We start from the raw sequence: 20,343 nt of genomic DNA, 5'->3' as shown, positions 1-20,343 counted from the left end.
GCCTCCTATTCGAATAATTCTTCAATCAAAGCTTTTTCTTTAACTACCTTATGTTTAATTCGATAATTTGAATACAGAAGAATAACCGATACTATTGCAGCCACAATCATAACCATGGCAATAAGCTGTTTATTCGACGGTTTTTTTAATTTGAAATCGGTTATAAACAATGTGGCTACAATGAAAAGCATAGCAAGCAAAACCCATCTGAATGCATTCTCAGAAATAATAAAACTAAAAAGAAATATAATGGGCAGGATTATTGTTATAGAAGTTATGGGAAGTCCGTGATAATATTTATTGGCACCGTCCTCCTTCATCTGCCTGTTTGTCTCAAGGACATTAAAATATGCAAGCCTTATTACTGAACACACACAATAATATCCTATAACAATACCGCCAAGAATTCCTCTTACACCTAAGATAAAGCAAAGTATCGTCGGAAAAAGGCCAAAACAAACCACATCACATAAGGAATCTATCTGAACACCGAATAATTTCTGGTCAAAGGTCCTATTTTTCTTAGTCCTGGCCACTTTGCCGTCCAACATATCGCAAAGGCCCGACAATGCCAAACAAACAATAGCTACTCTAAATCTCCCGTTTATTGCCTGAGTGATTCCGAAAACTGAAAACATTAAACTTACATATGTAAGTACTACAGTATAATCATAAAACCCTATCATATCCGCATTTCCCTTTCTTTTTTTCTTCCGATGGTAAAAAATGCTACTACCGTAAATATGGCACTTAGAATAAGTTCTGTGTAAAAACTAAGCCCCCTGCTTACTACCATAGCCGGAAGTGTCATACTTCCAAAAATAGAGTCAAAAATCGACAAAAACATCTTTTCACTAATTCCCATCCCTCCGGGAAGGGGAAGCATATCAACCGCAACAGAAATCATTCCTTGTAAAAGTACAATAGTTATAAAACCGGATCCTTTAAGTCCGAACGACCTATATGTAAGATAGGTTACATAAAATATCATTAATCTCTGAATTATCGTTAGTATAAGAACATTAATTGTTACTATTTTATGTGTTCGAAAATAACAAGCTACATCCTTATATTGCTCCATTGCCGTTTCTATTTTAGCCTGATATTTCTCTTTTTTACGGATTAACCGTAACTTACCTGAAAGCTCTACTAAAAATGTAAGTTGCTTTTTTGCAAGTGTCGGATGAAATACAAGCACCAGCATAAAAGCTACAAATACCACATTTATTAATAATCCCAAATAGCACAAACCAATAACCGGCTCCAGATATCCGATTATTTTTTGGGGCCTAAAAATAAGGACAATCGTTCCCAAAATAATTAAAACCATTTTGTATGTTATGGTGACAATCATTAATATCAAAGTTGATATAGGTAAGGGAATCTTATCTTTTTTCATCAGATAAATCTGGGCAGGTTGTCCTCCCGTTGCCGACGGCGTTATACAGCTAAAGAAAAACCCGGCAAAGGAATATAAAATACAATGGGACAATTTTACTTTATGCTTAATTGAATGCATCATATAAAATATTATAATCGATTCATTGCAGATAAAAAAGATTACAAATATAATTGCCGCAAACCAATATATGGTATTTGCATCTTTAATAGTCTCTATTATGCCGCTTAAATCCTGATTATTAAATATGTAATAAAAACTAATAGAAAAAATTATAATAAAAAATATCAAGTTAGCCAAAATTTTCCGTCCGCTCATCATACAAGTCGTCTCCAAAAATCTTTTGATTTATAATAATAAACATTTTCATAAAATACAAGTATGTTTGAGTATGATTTGCAAAAAAGTAACAAAGCTCGGCAAGTATTATACCTCCGGCCGCATCTATAAGGTAATGCTGTTTTGTAAATTGTGTTGATAAACACACCAAAATCGCAAATCCGCAGGAAAAAAACTTATACCAAAGTGGAACCCTTTTGCTCTTCCTTATGCCTATAAAGCAAAACCAGCTCATCAGACAGTGCAAAGATGGAAAAAGATTAACTGGCATATCAACGTAATAAACAAACCTCATTAAGATACTAAATATATCATTACCGGTTACAGATGGACGTACATTTGTTGTCGGTAAGACTATAAAAAGGATTCCGCAAATCAGTTTGGCCAATATATCGGCAAATGCAAATCGAAACCATTGTTCTTTACCTTCACGGCTTGTCAGAATATAATTTACTGCCCAAAATACATAGCATCCGAGATAGATTATAACCCATTCTTTAACAAAGGGTATTTTGCTATCCAGCCATGAAGTAAGATCATAATGATATTTATCTTTCATTAAAATTTGCGTTCCCCAATAAACAAAGCAATTTATAAAAAAACATGCAATAAGTGAAAAAAAACCATATTCCGGTATCCATAAACCAAATGTTTTTCCGTATCTTTGTTTAATTTTTAATTTACTCATAGTAATATCCCAAAGCCTTATTTCTGTATTGTCATAAATATAACAAAAACTTACATAAACTTCAATATTATTGATTCCAACGTCAAATTATACCACGAAAGAAGCTGCCTTTTGACAAAATTATAGCCAGCTTTATAGAAATAATAATTGATTAAGTATTTTTTCACTTCATGTACCGGCCTGGTTTAATATTGGATAAGAAATCACACCGAAGGTCACAGGTTTGACCTAATATATTTTTTTATATTTTCTAAAATAAGGTTATACATACGATTTGATATTTTGTCGGAAATAAAAGAGTTGTGGGGAGTTATTATTACATTTTCAAAGCTCCATAAAGGACTTTCAGGGCTTAACGGTTCGTTTTCAAAAACATCTAGTGCTGCCCCATATAATTTATTGTCTTGTAAGGCTTTAATCAAAGCATATTCATCGATCAAAGCCCCTCTTGATAAATTGATCAATAAGCAGGAAGTTTTTAGGCATGATAATCTTTTTTCGTTTATTAAATGAAAAGTTTCATTTGTGACAGGCAGTGACAATATTAAAATATCAGCTCTGCCTAATACACTGTCTAGTTTATCGAAGGAATAGAATTCATCGGTTAAATTTGATTCCATAACGGTTAAATCAATTCCAATTATATATAAACCGAAGGCACGTAATCTTTTTGCAATTTCTTTTCCGACACTGCCAAATCCAAGTATTACTGCCGTTTTATCGCTCAATTCCAGGAGATCTCTTTGTTTTATCCACTGGCGATTTAGTTGCTGCCTGTAAAATGTTCTGCTTTTTTTGTAAAATTGCAAAATCATTAATACTGCCCATTCTGCCATCGGGATGCTGTATACTCCTTTGGCATTTTCCGCTTTTATGTTTGAAGATTTTATATAATCCATAGGTACTTTATCAAAACCTGCACTCGTAAGCTGGATAAATTTAAGCTGCTTGAAATTCTCAATAGGGTGATACAAAAACAAACCGTTACAGACCACTATGTCTATATCCGATACGTCTATATTTATATCTTCTCTCTCATCCTGAATAAAAACTACTTCTCCCACTAACTTTTCCAGCTCTTTAATTTGATCAGATGTATAAGTAAAAGCTCCGGTAAGTAATAACTTCATAGGTTTCGGTTCTATATTCATTATAAAACCTCCTCTTATAACTTCATAGATTTAGTATATGAGAGGAGGTCTTTTTAGTGAGAGTTTGCTGGTGTACTATCCGGTTCCGTAAAAAATAACTTTACATTTGCAAAATGCCAAAGGAAATGAAGTTGCCGCCGACGTACCCAAAAAAATTAGCCTCATTTTTCCTTCCTTACCTAATTATAATCCTATAATCAGTTAATTTACTGGCTTAAATTTTAGTAAATTTACAAAAAGTGGTTTTTCCCAATTCCATTACTTCCTGGTTTTTGCTGTATTATAATTACCTGATTGAGGTACAGAAAACTCTTTAACACAAACCTCAAAATTTTTGTATGCAGATATAAAAATAATTTTTTCAACTACCGTAACTTAATACTGACAATTTCACAATTAGACCCCACCCGCATAGGCAGTCCCCATGTCCCTGCACCTGATGTGACTATGACATGAGGATTATTGCCGTCTTTTCTATAGTAACCGTAATCGACTACATACATAGCCCAAGTAACCAATTTGCCAGGAAATACTTGCCCTCTGTGGGTATGCCCCGACAAAACCAAATCCGCTTTATTTTCGTATTCACCTATGTTTGCGGGATTATGATCCATAACAATAACGGGAAAACTCTTATCCACCCCTGTTATCACATCTTCCATATCTTTACGTTTCATATCCCCAAACCCTCCGATTGGGGAAGGATCAAGCCTTCCGACTAAGACTACCCTATCATCAATGACAACATACTCGTCATTTAGTACCCGTATGTTGCTGCGTTTCAGAAAATTCAACATTTTATTTATTGTTTTTCCGGCATCATGATTTCCGAGACACGCATATACCCCATATCTTGATTTAATACTCTTAAGCAGATTCTTAGCTTCATTAGGGTTATGTATAGCATAAAAGTCATTATCAAAAATATCACCTGTTATACAAACTATATCCGGCTCTAAGTCATTGATATCTCTGACAATTTTCCCAAGGCGCTTCTCGGATTTTAATGCTCCCAAATGCAAATCACTTATTAAAGCTATTTTTAGTTCTGACGGCATAATTTTTTCTTCAAGGATGATTTCATAATAAACATGCTTTATACGGCCTGCATTATAAAGACCATATCCGACCGTTACGATAGTTGCCAAAATTACCAGTAACCCTGAAATAATATATGTATTTTGCGGCACAGGTCCGGACATTACCTTAGTTATTCTTAACAGCAGTATTACCGCATCTGCCACAACGAAGTAGAAAAGCAGATACAGAAAAATTCCCATCCAATATGAACTTATAACTCCCAGAGTGTTTTTTACCGATGCCGGAAGCGGTAACTGTGAACGTAAAAACCCAAGGATAAACGGAATAACAAGAAATAAACCAATGATGAAAAAAATTGCTGCACTTATTTGCGGGATAATACATTTAACGCCCTGATATATTCTTAAAGCAATATAACTGTTAGTTCCTATCAGCACCAATAACATAATTGCAGTGCCAAAAAACATAGCTGCTGCAGACATTAAGTATCTTCCTTTCCGCTATTGGTTTATTGATGTAAATTAAGATTTTTAGTATAATTAATATATCAAAATCTTATGGAGGGTTTATAATGGCTTGTAACAATTCCATTCATTGCACCTGTACATATATTTCCTGTTCCCGCCATGGCAAATGCTGCGAATGTGTCGCCTATCACCGCAAAAGCGGGGAAGTACCGGGATGTTTCTTTTCCAAAGCCGGCGAGAAAACTTATGACAGGTCAATTGAAAATCTCTACAATGATTTTAAGCAATATCGTTAACTTATAACAACTTATCTTAAGTGGGGATATAATAAATGTTCCCACTTTTTATTATTTGAATAACATTTACAATATCCATGTTTCTTAATTTTGACATAATTTTATTATATAATCTGACACTTGTCTATTAGAATATGTCACTTATATCAAACCTTTTCACCTCTTATCCCCTCACAGTTTTTACCACAAATATTCTTCCGTTCTATGTCAACATTCCGCAATAAAAATGATGAGAAAGAATAACATTCCATTTAACTTATGAAATAACTAGTCGTTCAAAATAGTTTTATCCAGAAATAATTTTAGTACATTAATAAATCGCGGAATAAAACAGATTTGATATGACGAGAAATTAAACATATATTACCATATCGCAATCAGATATTTAAATATTCCTATTTCATTATAATAGTCTAATAAAAAAAGAACATCGTATAAGCAGCTAGGAGATCCCTTACTTATATCCGATGCTCTTTAAACAAATATTTATATTTGCTGTACCTATTAAATTGAAATATCTATATATCAGAATTTGAATTATATTATGTATAATCTGATTTAAAACTTAGCTTTATCTACATATTTTCTATTTTAAAAATTTAACCTGAATTATTCATCGTAACATATACAACAGTGCCTGGCACTGCATAATTACTATGTTTTTATCTTCTTATTGCTTTCACTTAAAAAGTGAAACTGAACTATAGAAAAAGGGTCTCAGCTTTGCTAAAATGAAGTTTACCAAACATACAAATCAGCAAAGGAGAAACCCTTATGTCTAGTTTAAATGCACTTCACTTAGAAAGCAATAGTAAATTTAAAATAAATTTTCACGGCGGCGATTTATCTTCCGATGCAGGTTTGCTGTTACTTAATGAATTCATTCACAAAATTGGTCTTAAGCCGCTTGTTAAGCAACATTTTCAGACCAAGGACAAAACAATTCGTATCCATACGGATGCTGATAACCTGTTGCAAAAAATTTACCAGCAGATATCCGGTTACTTTTCTGATGATGACTCGGATGAGCTGACTGATGACCCGGTTTTTACAAATATACTTGGCAAACAAGCATTGGCCTCCCAGCCTACCATGTCCCGGTTCTTTAACCGCATGGATGATGTTACTTTGATGCAGCTTGACTGGATACTTTACCTTCTTAGACAAAGGATTTATTCCATCAAAAGGCCTGAGATGGTTTTGTTGGATATTGATTCCACTCTTTTTGATACCTTCGGTAAACAGGAAGGCAGTGGATATAATTATCATTATTCCAATTATGGTTACCATGCACTAATGTGTTATGACGGGCTTACCGGCGACCTGCTAAAAGCTGCCTTAAGGCCGGGAAATGTATATTCCTCTACGGATTGCTGCGAATTTCTTCAGCCTTTACTTACCGAATATCAGGAGGATTATCCTGATGTAAAGCTTTTTCTTCGTGCTGACAGCGGATTTGCAAAACCTGAGCTGTTTGAACAGTTGGAAAGCAACGGTACATCCTATGCAATCAGGCTGAAGGAAAATGCCATCTTAAAGGAGATGGCTGCATATCTGGATAAGGAGCTTGACGAACTTACTGCTAATAATAAAGTTGACTATGCAGTAGTATATGGTGAAATCCATTATGCAGCATCCAGCTGGTCCTATCCGAGAAGAGTTGTTGTAAAGGCAGAAAAACCGGCAGGCCAGCTTGTATATATGCATACCTTTATTGTAACCAATATGTATATGAAAGCTGAGGATATCATTCATTTTTACTGTAACCGTGGCAAGATGGAGAACTTCATAAAAGAATCCAAAAGAGGATTTGATATGGACACCATGCCAAGCTACAGTATGGTGATAAATGAAAACCGGCTGCAGATATCCGTATTGGCATATAATATATTTAACTGGTTTAGGCGTTTGGTACTTCCGGCAAGAATGAGAAAGCTGCAAGTTGATACCATTCGCCTGAAGTTGTTGAAGGTTGCCGCCAAAATAGTGCATTCAGCGAGGTATATAACATTCAAGCTATGCAGTAGCTGTCCTTATAAAAATGAGTTTTATGAGACATTGAAAAACATACGGCTTCTGCCAAAGCTTGAATGATATATAAAATGTACCTTGACAGTTCAAGAAATTTAAAATGTGGATAAACCAAGGGGATATTATACCCTTTTGTGAATAACTTTCATAAAAATTTATCCTCGGAAATGAACTGTCGTAATAATTCCATGGGTAAATCTATGATTTTTTACCCTCATGAATAATTCAGGTTTAATAATATCCTGATAAACACTTTCAGGATCAAGGCGGTATTCTTTAAGTAATTCCTCCGGTGTTCCGGATTGTCCGAACTCGTCCTGTACACCCAGTTTCTTTATTCTGTAACCACCCTCTTCCAAAAGCACTTCAGCTACGGCATCTCCCAGTCCGCCGATTACGGAATGCTCTTCAAGTGTTATTACATTTTTGCATTTAGCGGCATATGTCTTTATTGTATCTTTATCAATCGGCTTTATGGTATGGATATTAACGATTGCCACATCTAAACCGTCCTCTGCCAATTTTTTTGCTGCCTCAAATGCACACTCTACCATTGTACCGCAGGCAAATATCACCGCATCTTTTCCGTCTTTTAAAACATTGGCTTTGCCTACTTCAAAAGGCATATCATCAAATACTTTGGTTGCCATTCTTGCAAGCCTTATATAAACAGGACCGTCTATTTTTGCAGCAGCTTCGACAGCTTTATACGTTTCGTTGGCATCGCAGGGGACTAAAACCGTCATACCGGGCAGAACACGCATCAGGGCAATATCTTCTATGGTTTCATGGCTGCCCCCATCGCCTCCTAAAGAGATGCCGGCATGGGTCATAGCCAATTTCACATTCATATGCGGATAACAAATTGAGTTTCTAACCATTTCATAGGCTCTTCCTGTTCCAAATATTGCGAATGTGCTGACAAAGGGAATAAAACCTGCATCTGCAAACCCTACTGACATACATGTCATATTGGCTTCCGCAATTCCTGCGTTAAAAAACCTGTCCGGAAATTTGTCCGCAAAATAACAGGTCATGGTCGCATGAGACAAATCTGCATCCATCACGACGATTTTCTCATTGACTTCTCCCAGTTTAGCAATAGCTTGTCCGTATGCTTCTCTGGTTGCTATTAAATCTGCCATATTATTTACCTCCCAATTCCGCTAAAGCCTTATTTAGTTCCTCATCATTCAGTCCTTTGCCGTGCCAGCCCACTGAATTTTCCATGAAGGATACTCCTTTGCCCTTTACAGTATGGGCTACAATACATTTAGGTTTTCCGTAAGACGGAGCATCAAGCGCCTCTATTACCTGCTCCAGATCATTACCGTCTTTAACATCGTAAACCGTAAAGCCAAAGGATTCATATTTCTTGCCGATATCAAGCAGACTCATAACCTGATCGCATGAACCGTCTATCTGTAAACCGTTATTGTCTACTATAACGGTTAAATTGTCCAGTTTATAATGGCCTGCAGCCATAGCAGCTTCCCAAACCAAACCTTCCTGCAGTTCTCCGTCGCCCAATACCGCATATACGTTTACACCGTTTCCTTGCATTTTTGCAGCCAAAGCCATACCTGTTGCAATTGATACACCCTGGCCCAAAGAACCGGTTGATGCGTCAACACCTGGAAGTTTCTTTTTGTCGGGATGTCCCTGCAAAGGGCTGTGAAGCTTTCGCAGAGTCCATAAAAGTTCTTTGTCAAAAAAACCTTTGTCTGCCAATACAGCATAGTAAATCGGTGCCGCGTGCCCTTTTGAAAGTACAAAGCGGTCTCTTAAAGGATCAAGCGGATTTTTCGGAGTGATTTTCATTTTGTAATAATACAGAGATACGATAATTTCTGTCATAGATAAGGACCCTCCGGGATGACCTGACCCTGCCACATGGATTTCTTTTAAAGTATCTATCCTTATTTGATTACATTTTTCTTTTAAATATGCTATATCCATTTTACCCTCCATACCGATTATTTTTTACCAAGATAACTTGCCTGTATGGTTTCATCATTTATCAGATCTTTTGCGGATCCGCTTGTTACGATATGTCCCGTTTCGATAACATATCCGAATATAATCAAAATCCTTATATAAAGCCCAATAGAGACCAGGTAAATAAAATTCTTAATAAATACAATTCCGGTATAAGTAACATTAATTTTGATTCCGTTATATTTACCAACAGAGGTGAAGTCTTGGGAGATGCTACTTTGATACATAAAGCGGATATGATTAATATTACCGAACAGAACTGGTATAAAAAGCTTTCAGACAGACCTTCCTATATATTATGGCAAAAAGATGAGGTACTTGATAATATTTTTACTACCGCCGGCCAAGATTTCATTTATTTGATAAGAGAACTCCAGGATAGGGAAACATGGACTAAAACCGGAATCCTGGTTTTAGGTTTATCCGAGAACGAATTACGGAAATTATATTCCGGTTATGTTAACGATTATTCCAGTATATTTATCCTGGATTCCCGAAGCAATCTAATATCCGCTATTGACAACCTGAATCTTAATGAACTACCCGGTTTTGTTTACAACAATATGCATAACTATACCGGCAGCAATATCGTGGAAAAAGTAAACGGTCAAGAGCTTTTGATGAATCATTATACAATAAAAACTAGCAATTGGAAAATCTTCTTGTTAAATGATCAGAATTACTTATTGTCCAAATTTGATTCGATAAAATTTCTGTATCTAATGGTTATAGTGGTTTACTTTGTCATTACTCTCATACTCTGTTCACTGTTCCTTTCCAAATTTACAAAGCCGATACAGGTTTTATATCAGCATATGGAAAAGGTAAAAGCCAATAATCTTGATGTTAACGTTCCTGTCTTATCAAGGGATGAAATCGGTTATTTGTCCGAGCAGTTTAATTCTATGATAGGAAGGATAAGACAACTGATGGAAAACCTGGTTAATGAACAGGAAGCAAAAAGGCAAGCAGAACTTATCAGCCTTCAGACTCAAATAAATCCCCACTTCCTATATAATACTCTGGCATCGATAAGATATTTGATTTATACTGAAAAAAAGGAAGATGTCGATAATATTATTCTTTCATTGATACGGATTTTAAGATACAGTTTGTCCGATACTAAAGAATTTATTAGTATCCAAAAAGAAATCAGCATTCTGGAAGATTATATATTTATTCAAAAATTCACCTTTTCAAATACCGTCAAGGTTGAGATTGATATTGACGAAGAGATTCTTAATTGCAAAACAATCAAATTAATACTTCAGCCTTTGGTTGAAAATTCCTTTATGCACGGTTTAAAGCCTAAAAACGAAAACGGCTACTTATCTATAAAGGGTTATGCTAGAGAAAACAATATTTACTTCGAAATATTTGACAACGGTGTCGGTATTGACCTTGATGCAGGTATAAATAAAACAAACAGGACCGGTATCGGTCTGCATAACGTAAAAGATCGAATAAAACTTACTTTCGGTGACGAATACGGATTAAAAATTGAAAGTGAGCCCGGATCCTTTACAAAAATAACTGTTAACATCCCCAAAATAGAGGAGGAATTCATATATAATGAATATTCTCATAGTTGATGATGATTTACTGATCCGTAACTGGCTGAAAATATTGATGCAGCAGATTAAAAATATAGATACTACCATTTACGAAGCTTCCAACGGCGGTGAAGCTTTGGAAATCTGCAGAAATACCCCAATTGAGCTGGTTATAACGGATATAAAGATGCCGGTATTAAACGGCTTAGATTTAATTACCGAACTAAAAAATGAATTTCCTTCGATCCGTTTTTGCGTTCTTAGTTCCTATGACGATTTCAGTTATGTAAAAAGCGCATTAAAAGCCGGAGCTCTAGATTACATACTGAAACCTGAAATGAAATTAGAGGATTTGACGCAGTTGTTTGCCAAAGTTAAAAACAGTATTGATTTGGAGAAAAAATATTCTTCAGAAAATAATAAAATTGGCCACGACATTTCCGGATTAATCGCCCTTTATAAAGAATATGTTAAAAATGAACTTATAACGGATTTAGAATCATTTTTAAAAAAATTACATCCAAATCTGACCTGTGAAAACCTTATGATTATTGTCTTTACGGTATCCAATAAAGACGACAAATCCGATGAAAGGATTGCCTCTATAACCATGGATACTTTTCTTGCCAATAATTATAATGGGGTATCTTTTCCGATTGAAAATGAATATTTTGCTATTCTTTATAATTCTTCCAGCAACATACCTGAAAATCAGGAAGAAGAATACCAGAAACTTATAACCATTTTAAACAGTAGATTATCGGGCCTTGAACACTTACAATTGGGTGACAGTATCCTCCTTCCTTATAAAGCGAATAAATCTCTAAAGATACTTATTGATTCCGGGCTTGAAACTATACGCTTCTGTATTTTCTACGGCACAAAAAGCAATAAACCGGTTATTGATACGGAGCAGCATTCCAATAAGACGGCTTTGTACCAGCTTATTCAAAAATACCTGGAATTTGGAGACTATAATAAAATTGCACGGGAAATCATAATTTATATGGAGGATGCATATAAGAGGCAGCTTACTCCATCGAAGTTAATATCCGCCGTAAGAGGCGCACTAAGAATACTACTTTCCGGTGATATAATAATTAAGTCTTCTGAGCAACTAATTGTAGAAAAACTGGATAGCCTGCAGGAAAATATAAGCAGTTCCAAAACATATAAAGATTTAATTGAAAAAACCAATGAATTTTTGAATGAGTATTGCAGCTTTACGCAAGCAAAATTATCCGGCAGATCATCGGCTATACAAGCTGCCCTTCAGTATATCGAGGATAATTATATGAACAAACTTACCCTTGATAAAGTAGCTAACTATGTTTACTTAAACAGCTCCTATTTAAGCCAGCTATTTAAAAAAGAAATGAATATGTCCTTTAGCGATTATGTTGAACAAATCAGGCTTAAGCATGCAAAAATACTCCTAAAGGAAACCGATTACTCCATGAATCAGATAGCCGAAGCCGTAGGTTTTTCATCACAGAATTACTTTACAAGAATATTTAAAAAATCTACAGGAATTACTCCGATTAAATATAAGAATATGCACCAAAAATCTTAAATAAAAACCTGTTGTGATTTTTCAGCCATAATAGTCTTATGTGGCCGAAACAAGCTTAAAATCACAGCAGGTTTTTTATTACGGTTGTATCATAGTTTTATATATCTAATAATATAAACTAAAATATAAAAAAAATGCTAAATTATCATCAGGATTTTACTTGTATTATGGTGATATGTATGTTATATATTGAGTATATTTTTATTGTTTTATTTATTTCTGTTGATATATTATTTTAAAGTCGATATTTAAGATGGTTATTAACTAAATCTTATATATACTACGAAAATCAGGCAGATAATTTTAAATTTATATAATTTCATGGTTTCTAAAATTATTAACCGAAGATCACAGAAAGGATGAGAATATGAATAATCAGTTTGGCTATCCGGTCTTTGACGAAACCGGCAAAAAAGTTCTTACAACAACCGACGGTCAGTATAAGGATATGTTGATGAATATTACCGTATACAGGATGGGTGCCGGTGAATCAAAAGAATTTTATCTTACGCAAGAAGAACAGGCCATTCTCCTTGTAACAGGTGAAGTTACATACAAATGGGGCAGCGAAACAAGAACTGTTAAAAGAAGCGATATGTTTAAAGAAGGCCTATACTGCCTTCATGTATGTAAGGGAACAAAGGTGACCGTAACTGCAGCGGCCGATACAGAAATTTTAGTTGAGGCAACTGAGAACGACAGGGAATTTCCCGCTGTGTTTTATACTCCAGAAAACTGTTCGGAAGTATTGGTCGGTGAAAATTTCTGCGATGGTACTGCCCGCCGGATAGTCAGAACCGCATTTGACTACAATAACGCACCCTACTCCAACATGGTATTAGGTGAATCGATTACATTCCAGGGCGGATGGTCAAGTTATATTCCCCATCATCATCCACAACCGGAAGTCTATTATTACCGTTTTGATAAACCTCAGGGTTTCGGTGCCTGTTTCCTGGGAGACGATGTATTTAAAATCAAAGACGGAAGCTTCAGTGCCATCACACCGGGAAAAACCCATCCTCAGGTAACCGCACCCGGATATAATATGTATATTGCCTGGATGATCCGTCATCTGGAGGATAATCCCTGGACAGACAGAATTGATGATCCTGATCATTTATGGATGGTAGAAACTCCTATTATATATCGTTAATTTGATTTTGTATTATAATATAAAACCATTAGCTGATTAAAAGATTGCTTATTTTATAATCCCCCTTTTGTATATATACTATAACACACCTGATATTTACACAAAATGTACCGACCTCCAAATTTCAAAACTTTGGGGGTCGGTATATATTATTACCATATTTTTCAGCTCAGCTTATTAAACTTTGAATAAAATTCTTCAAATTCTTCAGGCATTAAAGGTTTGCTAAAGTAATATCCCTGAACCTCATCGCAATTAAACGATTTGAGTATTTTAATCTGCTCTTCATTTTCAACTCCTTCGGCCACAACTATCTTGCCAAATGTATGGGCATATTGAATTATAGATTTAACCAATTCCGCTACTTCTATTCTGTTAAGCCTGCTGATAAAATATTTATCAATTTTCAGCTTATCAAAAGGAATTTCACCGATACTCATCAGCGAATTATAGCCGGTTCCGAAATCATCAATAGATATTAAAAATCCCTTTTCTTTAAAATAATACATTTTATCCAGTAATTTCTTATCATTATAAGCTATGACTCTTTCGGTTATTTCAATTTCAAAATCCGACCGGTCAATATCTTCATCTGAAAAAATGCCATTTACCCAATATGTATAATATTCATCTAACAAATCATAAACAGATACATTAACTGAACACTTAACTTTTATTCCTTTGCTTTTCCATTCCATAATCTGCTTGGTTACACTCTTAAAAACGAACTCGGAAATTTTATTGATAAACCCGATTTCTTCCGCAATGGTAATGAAAATATTCGGTTCAATATAATCAGTACCGTTTCTTTTCCATCTTACCAAAGCCTCGACACCTGAAATCTTATTATTTACTATGTCGATTTTAGGCTGATAAACTACATACATTTCATTTTTTATTATAGACTCAAGCAGCGCTCCTGTAATATCCTGGTTTTCTCTTCTTTTCTTTTCAAAATTTCTGTCGTAGTAATAGACTCCGGATTTATTCGGCTCTCCCTGTTCGTAAGCAATACGTGCTTTGTTGTATATTTCAATAGGTGTAGTTTCCTCACCTTTATATAAATAAATACCGACTTTTATTGATACCCTGAACTTATATCCGTTCATTTTTATAGGTGAAGAAACATAATTGTCCAGTATCCGTTTTAATTTTTCCTCATACTCATTCAAGCAAAAATCACATATAAGAACTATCAGCTCATCTTTTTCATATGAGTAAACCGCTTTTCTCCCGCAAGAATGTTCCAATTTCTTTGCCAGGTTTTCTACTATATCAAACGTCAGCTTATTATCTATATATTTTTCTATTTCATACAGGTTTGTAAGTTTTATAGATACAAGCCTGAAATGCTCTCCCGCTTTAATTCTGTTTTCTAAATCATAAAATAGCTGCTGGGCATTGGGAAGGTTATAAAAAGGGCTCTTTAAATTTCTTTCCTGTTTTTCAGCATTTAATCTGTTAATTTTGTCAAATAAATATCCGGTTGTAAATCCTATAATAGAAAAAATAATTGAACGCGAAATCCAATTTATCGGATCCTGCATTATGTCCTGAGAAACATCTAACGGTATTGTTCCCGCAAAAATCCCACCGATAATTCCAACCGCCAAACCGGCATAAGCTCCCCAAAAAAGAGATGACAAAATTATAGGAATAAACATTAGCTGCACAAAAGCTTTTTTTGTTCCGCCTGTTAGATAAACCGTTTGCAAAACAGCAACAATCATAAGACAAATAACAAACATTTTAATTAAATTCATTCGGATGCTTTTATCTGACCGACCGAAAATAGAGTGCATTAATTTACTCCTTTCATAGGTAAGCAAATATTATTATTAACATATTAAAAGGCGGAACTTGTTATAAAAAGCACTAATTTTTAATATACCCCGTTCTATAGCCCAAGTAGCAGGATTTTTTTAAATACACTCACTTTATCGTTTTTATATGAATCTCCCTTTGTAAACAGCAAGGGATAAAAATGATCCTGAACCGCATAATTAGCCCTTGGCCTCCATGTGACAGTCGACCAGATTATCAGTATTATTTATCCTTTTAATATGACACATGACACTTTTTACACATTCAAAAAAATCGTCTACAAATCTATTTCAAGCAATATTGGAGTATGATCCTGTCTCGGTCCGGAGTCAATCATCTCAGATTTAATTACCCTGTCTGCTATCCGATCGCTTACCAGCCAATAATCAATTCTCCATCCTGAATTATTTATTTTGCTTGTTTTAACCCGCTGGGCCCACCATGTATAAGCTCCCGTAACGTCGCCGTGCAGATAACGAAAAGTATCGGTAAACCCTTTTGCCAGCAAATTGGTAAAGCCCTGACGTTCTTCATCGGTAAATCCGGCAGAGCGGTGATTGCTTTCAGGATGGGCCAAATCTATTTCTTTGTGGGCTACGTTAAAATCTCCCGTCGCAATAACTGGTTTTTCCTTATCCAGACTTGCCAGATATTCCGCAAATTTAATATCCCAAATTTGACGTTCCTCAAGTCGGTTTAAATTTTCCCCTGCATTCGGAGTATAAACCTGAGTTAAAAAGAAATCGTCAAATTCCAAAGTTATAATACGTCCCTCATAATCCATAGTACCCGGGGCTCCTATTGAAGGAATCGTAACGGCCGGTCTTAAATTATTTTTATATAAAAACATGGTTCCGGCATAACCTTTGCGAGCCGGCTCTACCGAGCAATTCCACACAAATTCATAGCCACAAAACTTTTCCTTCAAAATCTCCATATGCTTTTTTGACGGGCCGTCACAGGGCAATTTTGTTTCCTGTAAGGCTAAAACGTCAGGCTTATATTCTCTTATAGTATCTAAAACATTTTTAGTAAGGATTGCCCGTTCCGAAGTACCTGTAAGTGCCGCATTTAATGAATCAATATTCCATGAAATGAATCTCAACATTTTTCCTCCTGTTTTCCTGATTAAAGCCTTTATTTACTCCATTCTAACATATCCGATAAATCAAATAAATATATATTTCTGCATAAATTAACATTATATTATAAAAAACATTAATAAAAATACTATAAAAAAATCATATATATTCAGTCTTTATATAAAAAGCATTTATAATATCAGTTCAAAATGTTAAAGTTAATTATACCAATCAAAGTAAATGGTAATGATTATCACTATTATTTTGTTAGTATATCAAATCTATTTGATATGTCAACAGTAAAAATATTAAAAAGTGCCGAAAAAGCTGATTTCTTTCCGGCACTTTTTAAAACAGGCTTTGTTATTAATTCAATTGAATTGATATTACCGAGCATGGAGGAAGAATAAACGATAAATTATCACCAGCTTTATTTATATGGTAATCTCTAATATTAACCCTATCCGGTGTATCAAAGTCATTGTAAGCACGGGCATCGTTTGTAAGAATTTTAGCACTTGCATTTTTAAAATTGAAATATGAAATGTCACATTCTATTTCTGCATCTTCAGTAAGCGAGCAGTTTGATAATGTGATAGTCATAGCCCCGTCTTTTACAGAAGCTGAACCGGAAATCATTTTCACAGGCTTGTCAAGGCCGGCACGAACATCCTCAACAAAACAATAAACCGCCGTAGCGTCCTGATGTTCCTTATATAAATCAAAGACATGATATGTAGGTGTCTTAACCAGACGTTCCCCTTCAGTTAATATAATGGATTGGAGTACATTTACGGTCTGGGCAAGATTAGCCATGACAACCCGTTTGCTGTGGTTATTGAAAATGTTAAGCTCAATAGCAGCAACCAGGGCATTTCTCATGGTATTTTGCTGATACAAAAATGCCGGATTTGTTCCAGGTTCCACCTCATGCCAGCAGCCCCATTCGCCTATTATCAGTCCTATTTTATTTTCCGGATCATACCTGTTCATGATTTCCGTATGCTTGGTAATAAGCTCATCGGCAAAATAAGCTGCTTCTATAGTGTCATAATACTGTTTATCATCAAATTTTGTTGCTGAATCCTTATTAGGGAAGTACGGCATTGTGTAATAATGCAGATCAATACCGTTTACAACATTCGGATCAAGCCGTTTCATCATTACTTCCATCCAGTTATAATCGGAAGAGTTCGGTCCGCAGGCTATTTTATATAACTTGTTGCCGGAATAGTTTTTGCAGAATGTCTGATATTGCCTGTATAAATCGGCATAATATTCCGGCCGCATATTGCCGCCGCAGCCCCAATTTTCATTTCCTATGCCTATATACTCCAGTTTCCAGGGCTCATCCTGCCCGTTTTTTCTCCTGAGATTGGCCATAGGCGAATCGGCGTCGGACGTTATGTATTCTATCCATTCCGCCATTTCCACCACCGTGCCGGCACCAAGATTTAAGTTTATATAGGGCTTACAGCCTACAAGACTGCAAAGTTCCATAAATTCATGAGTTCCGAATGAATTGTCTTCAACCACTCCGCCCCAGTTTGTGTTTACTATTTTCTTTCTTTGAGTTTTGGGCCCTATTCCGTCCTTCCAGTGGTAATCTTCTGCAAAACAGCCTCCCGGCCAGCGAAGGACCGGAAGTTTTATATTCCTAAAGGCTTCAATTATGTCTTTACGAATTCCTTTTATATTCGGAATATCCGAATCCTCACCCACAAAAATACCGTCATATATGCATCTTCCCAAATGTTCCGAAAAATGCCCATAAATTTCAGAATTGATCTTTCCTATTGTGTCCTTTGCATTAATTAAAACCGATACTTTCTTCATATTCTCCTCCGTTTTTGATTTTTTATAATTAGTATTTGATCTCCGTCACAAATCAAATTGATACCAAAATTTATACCCTTTTTCTTTACTTATTTGATTGTATAGTAAATGTTGTATGGTTCATCAGTTATTTCATATAAGGGCATAAAAGTAATTTCTCTTCCTTGGCCTACGGTACGGTACGTCGACTGCTGCCACGGAAAAGCATCATAGGTATGTTCTATAAACGGTACGAATGTCTTTGATATTTTACCGTCTACCAGCCTCAGGCCTTCATCCCTTTCGTCGATTCCCGCAAGCACAATAGGCCCTTCCATAACAGCCGCCTTATCAGACCTGTCAGGCAATGTTTCTAAGGTAAGTTTTGCATTAAATTTAAGCTCCAACCGGTCTGAAACTGACCATTTTCTCTTTATACAGATAAAACCGTCATTTATATCTGAAGCAATTTTTTCTCCATTTACCGAAATATAGACTTCGCCTTGATGCCACTTTGGAATTCTTAACTTTAACGCAAACTCTCTGTCACTTTCTATCCGGAATTCAAACTGCCAGCGGTTCTTGCCTTCATTTTTTCCTTCACTGAATAAAAAGTCTCCGCCGTAAGTCATGTATACGTTTTGTGTTATTTTTATACTGTTTCCGTTCAGATTAAAAGAAGCCTGACTGGGAATATACTGTGCCACTGTAACTTCGTTATCTTTTGTATAATAGCAAAGATACGGGTAATAAGCCTGAGCCTGAACCATGGTTCCGTGACAACACCAAAAATCATTGCGGGGTGTTCCCCATTTTTTTCTTGACCCTGGTTTCATTGGAAGAAAATAAGTTGGCATTCCCGTCCGTTTGTTTTGCTGGGCTAAAAAACCGTTATACAGAGCTATCTCGATATAGTCCAGATATTCCGCTTTCCTGGTGAACCTATATAAGTAATCAGCCAATCTTACCGTATTATACATTGTGCAAAATTCCTGGTTTCTGTCACCTAAAGCCTGATACAATTTACCCGGAGCGATATAAAATTCACCTGCATTTGCTGAACCGGTAGCATACATAGGCCTGTCTGTGACCGCGCATTTCCAGAAAAGTTCGGCTATGGAAAGCCATTTTTTATCCCCGGTTATTTCGTACATTTTAGCAGCTCCGTGGGCTGTAGGAATACTTGCATTGGCATGTTTGTCTGTTAACGCATCCTCACCCTTAAGTAATTGTTCAAAAACAGAATATCCGCTGTATGCCTTGCATAAATCCATATATTTATCTTCTTTTGTAATTTCGTAAAGTGAAGCCCAGATTTCAAGCATACCGCCCGATTCTCCCTTAAGAACAACCCATGGTTTGTCCGCTGGGATGCGGGAAATCCAGTTTATATACCAGTCCGAAGCTTTCTTTAATATATCAAGGGCTTGTCCGATACCGGCATGCTTATAAGCATCCAAAAGTCCCATCAGGGTTTTATGTAAAGTATATTGAGGCGACCAAATATATTCATCTGTTTCCAGTATATCAAAATATTTTTCAGGAATTGATCCGATCCAGCCGTTACGGTTCCTTTCCTGGCATCTGGCAAGCTCGGATACGATATACTCCAGTTTTCCTCTTAGTTCCAAATCATTTTCCGTCTCAACCAGCATAGAAGCTGCAGACATCCAGTGTCCCAGAAAATGCCCTCTCAACTGGCAAATGGGAGCTTCCCAACCCCAATGGAGGCCGCATTCTGCAGGGTTTTCCAAAACACTAAGCCCGGGCATGATAATTCCGGCCTCAATATAAAAACTCTGAAGCAAGGCCTGGCTTGAAAGACTCATCAGATAATTTCTGTTAACTGTTTGCCTAACCTTAAATAACCCCGGTATCAGCCTGACATTTGATAAATTATTATATTTCATTAATTATACCTCCATATGAT

At 35.8% G+C, this 20,343-nt stretch carries 16 protein-coding genes; 5 read left to right on the top strand and 11 right to left on the bottom strand.

What is annotated here, in order from left to right; translation table 11 throughout:
• Positions 1-5: 5 nt before the first annotated feature.
• The 5 genes from HHT355_RS04265 to HHT355_RS04245 all read right to left on the bottom strand — a co-directional run bounded on the left by HHT355_RS04265 (position 6) and on the right by HHT355_RS04245 (position 5,100).
• Positions 6-686, bottom strand: a complete 681-nt coding sequence (locus tag HHT355_RS04265; RefSeq protein WP_103202179.1) for a CDP-alcohol phosphatidyltransferase family protein — start codon at positions 684-686, stop codon at positions 6-8.
• The gene (locus tag HHT355_RS04260; RefSeq protein WP_103202178.1) at positions 683-1,720 is read right to left on the bottom strand and encodes a lysylphosphatidylglycerol synthase transmembrane domain-containing protein; all 1,038 of its coding nucleotides are present in this window, start codon (positions 1,718-1,720) and stop codon (positions 683-685) included. Before HHT355_RS04260 ends, HHT355_RS04265 begins: the two co-directional genes overlap by 4 nt.
• The gene (locus HHT355_RS04255; protein WP_242967529.1) at positions 1,692-2,297 is read right to left on the bottom strand and encodes a phosphatase PAP2 family protein; all 606 of its coding nucleotides are present in this window, start codon (positions 2,295-2,297) and stop codon (positions 1,692-1,694) included. Before HHT355_RS04255 ends, HHT355_RS04260 begins: the two co-directional genes overlap by 29 nt.
• Before the next feature lie 344 nt (positions 2,298-2,641).
• On the bottom strand, positions 2,642-3,577 hold the full coding sequence (locus HHT355_RS04250) for an NAD(P)-dependent oxidoreductase (protein ID WP_103202176.1): 936 nt from the start codon (positions 3,575-3,577) through the stop codon (positions 2,642-2,644).
• Between the two features lie 365 nt (positions 3,578-3,942).
• Positions 3,943-5,100 (bottom strand): metallophosphoesterase, encoded by a 1,158-nt coding sequence (locus HHT355_RS04245; protein WP_103202175.1) that lies wholly within the window; start codon positions 5,098-5,100, stop codon positions 3,943-3,945.
• A gap of 89 nt (positions 5,101-5,189) precedes the next feature.
• Here HHT355_RS04245 and HHT355_RS04240 point away from each other — a divergent pair, with 89 nt between their 5' ends.
• Both HHT355_RS04240 and HHT355_RS04235 read left to right on the top strand, forming a co-directional pair.
• A complete protein-coding gene (locus HHT355_RS04240) occupies positions 5,190-5,381 on the top strand; it encodes a DUF6485 family protein (protein WP_103202174.1) in 192 nt (63 codons plus the stop codon).
• Between the two features lie 774 nt (positions 5,382-6,155).
• On the top strand, positions 6,156-7,475 hold the full coding sequence (locus HHT355_RS04235; protein ID WP_103201687.1) for an IS1380 family transposase: 1,320 nt from the start codon (positions 6,156-6,158) through the stop codon (positions 7,473-7,475).
• A gap of 92 nt (positions 7,476-7,567) precedes the next feature.
• Here HHT355_RS04235 and HHT355_RS04230 read toward each other — a convergent pair whose 3' ends face one another.
• Entirely contained in the window at positions 7,568-8,557 is a 990-nt protein-coding gene (locus HHT355_RS04230; RefSeq protein WP_103202173.1) for a transketolase family protein, read from the bottom strand.
• 1 nt (position 8,558) lies between these two features.
• On the bottom strand, positions 8,559-9,371 hold the full coding sequence (locus HHT355_RS04225; protein ID WP_103202172.1) for a transketolase: 813 nt from the start codon (positions 9,369-9,371) through the stop codon (positions 8,559-8,561).
• Positions 9,372-9,463: 92 nt separating this feature from the next.
• On the opposite strand from HHT355_RS04225, the gene HHT355_RS04220 reads away from it, so the two are divergent.
• From HHT355_RS04220 to HHT355_RS04210, 3 genes are all read left to right on the top strand, one after another.
• Positions 9,464-11,002 (top strand): sensor histidine kinase, encoded by a 1,539-nt coding sequence (locus tag HHT355_RS04220; RefSeq protein ID WP_103202171.1) that lies wholly within the window; start codon positions 9,464-9,466, stop codon positions 11,000-11,002.
• A complete protein-coding gene (locus HHT355_RS04215; RefSeq protein WP_103202170.1) occupies positions 10,983-12,536 on the top strand; it encodes a response regulator transcription factor in 1,554 nt (517 codons plus the stop codon). Before HHT355_RS04220 ends, HHT355_RS04215 begins: the two co-directional genes overlap by 20 nt.
• A gap of 367 nt (positions 12,537-12,903) precedes the next feature.
• Complete coding sequence (locus HHT355_RS04210; RefSeq protein WP_103202169.1) at positions 12,904-13,692, top strand: 5-deoxy-glucuronate isomerase; 789 nt, start codon at positions 12,904-12,906, stop codon at positions 13,690-13,692.
• A 164-nt stretch (positions 13,693-13,856) separates the two neighbouring features.
• On the opposite strand, the gene HHT355_RS04205 is transcribed toward HHT355_RS04210, so the two are convergent.
• The 4 genes from HHT355_RS04205 to HHT355_RS04190 all read right to left on the bottom strand — a co-directional run bounded on the left by HHT355_RS04205 (position 13,857) and on the right by HHT355_RS04190 (position 20,323).
• Positions 13,857-15,494, bottom strand: coding sequence for an EAL domain-containing protein (locus HHT355_RS04205; protein WP_103202168.1), 1,638 nt, complete (start codon positions 15,492-15,494; stop codon positions 13,857-13,859).
• 299 nt (positions 15,495-15,793) lie between these two features.
• Positions 15,794-16,624, bottom strand: a complete 831-nt coding sequence (locus HHT355_RS04200) for an exodeoxyribonuclease III (protein WP_242967527.1) — start codon at positions 16,622-16,624, stop codon at positions 15,794-15,796.
• Between the two features lie 340 nt (positions 16,625-16,964).
• On the bottom strand, positions 16,965-18,434 hold the full coding sequence (locus tag HHT355_RS04195; protein ID WP_103202167.1) for an alpha-N-arabinofuranosidase: 1,470 nt from the start codon (positions 18,432-18,434) through the stop codon (positions 16,965-16,967).
• An 89-nt stretch (positions 18,435-18,523) separates the two neighbouring features.
• On the bottom strand, positions 18,524-20,323 hold the full coding sequence (locus tag HHT355_RS04190; RefSeq protein ID WP_103202166.1) for a beta-L-arabinofuranosidase domain-containing protein: 1,800 nt from the start codon (positions 20,321-20,323) through the stop codon (positions 18,524-18,526).
• Positions 20,324-20,343 lie beyond the last annotated feature (20 nt).

The organism is Herbinix hemicellulosilytica (genome assembly GCF_002904165.1).
In the GTDB taxonomy this organism is placed as follows: domain Bacteria; phylum Bacillota; class Clostridia; order Lachnospirales; family Lachnospiraceae; genus Mobilitalea; species Mobilitalea hemicellulosilytica.
Note: the sequence above shows the minus strand (reverse complement) of the source record. Positions and strands in the feature narration are given on the sequence as shown.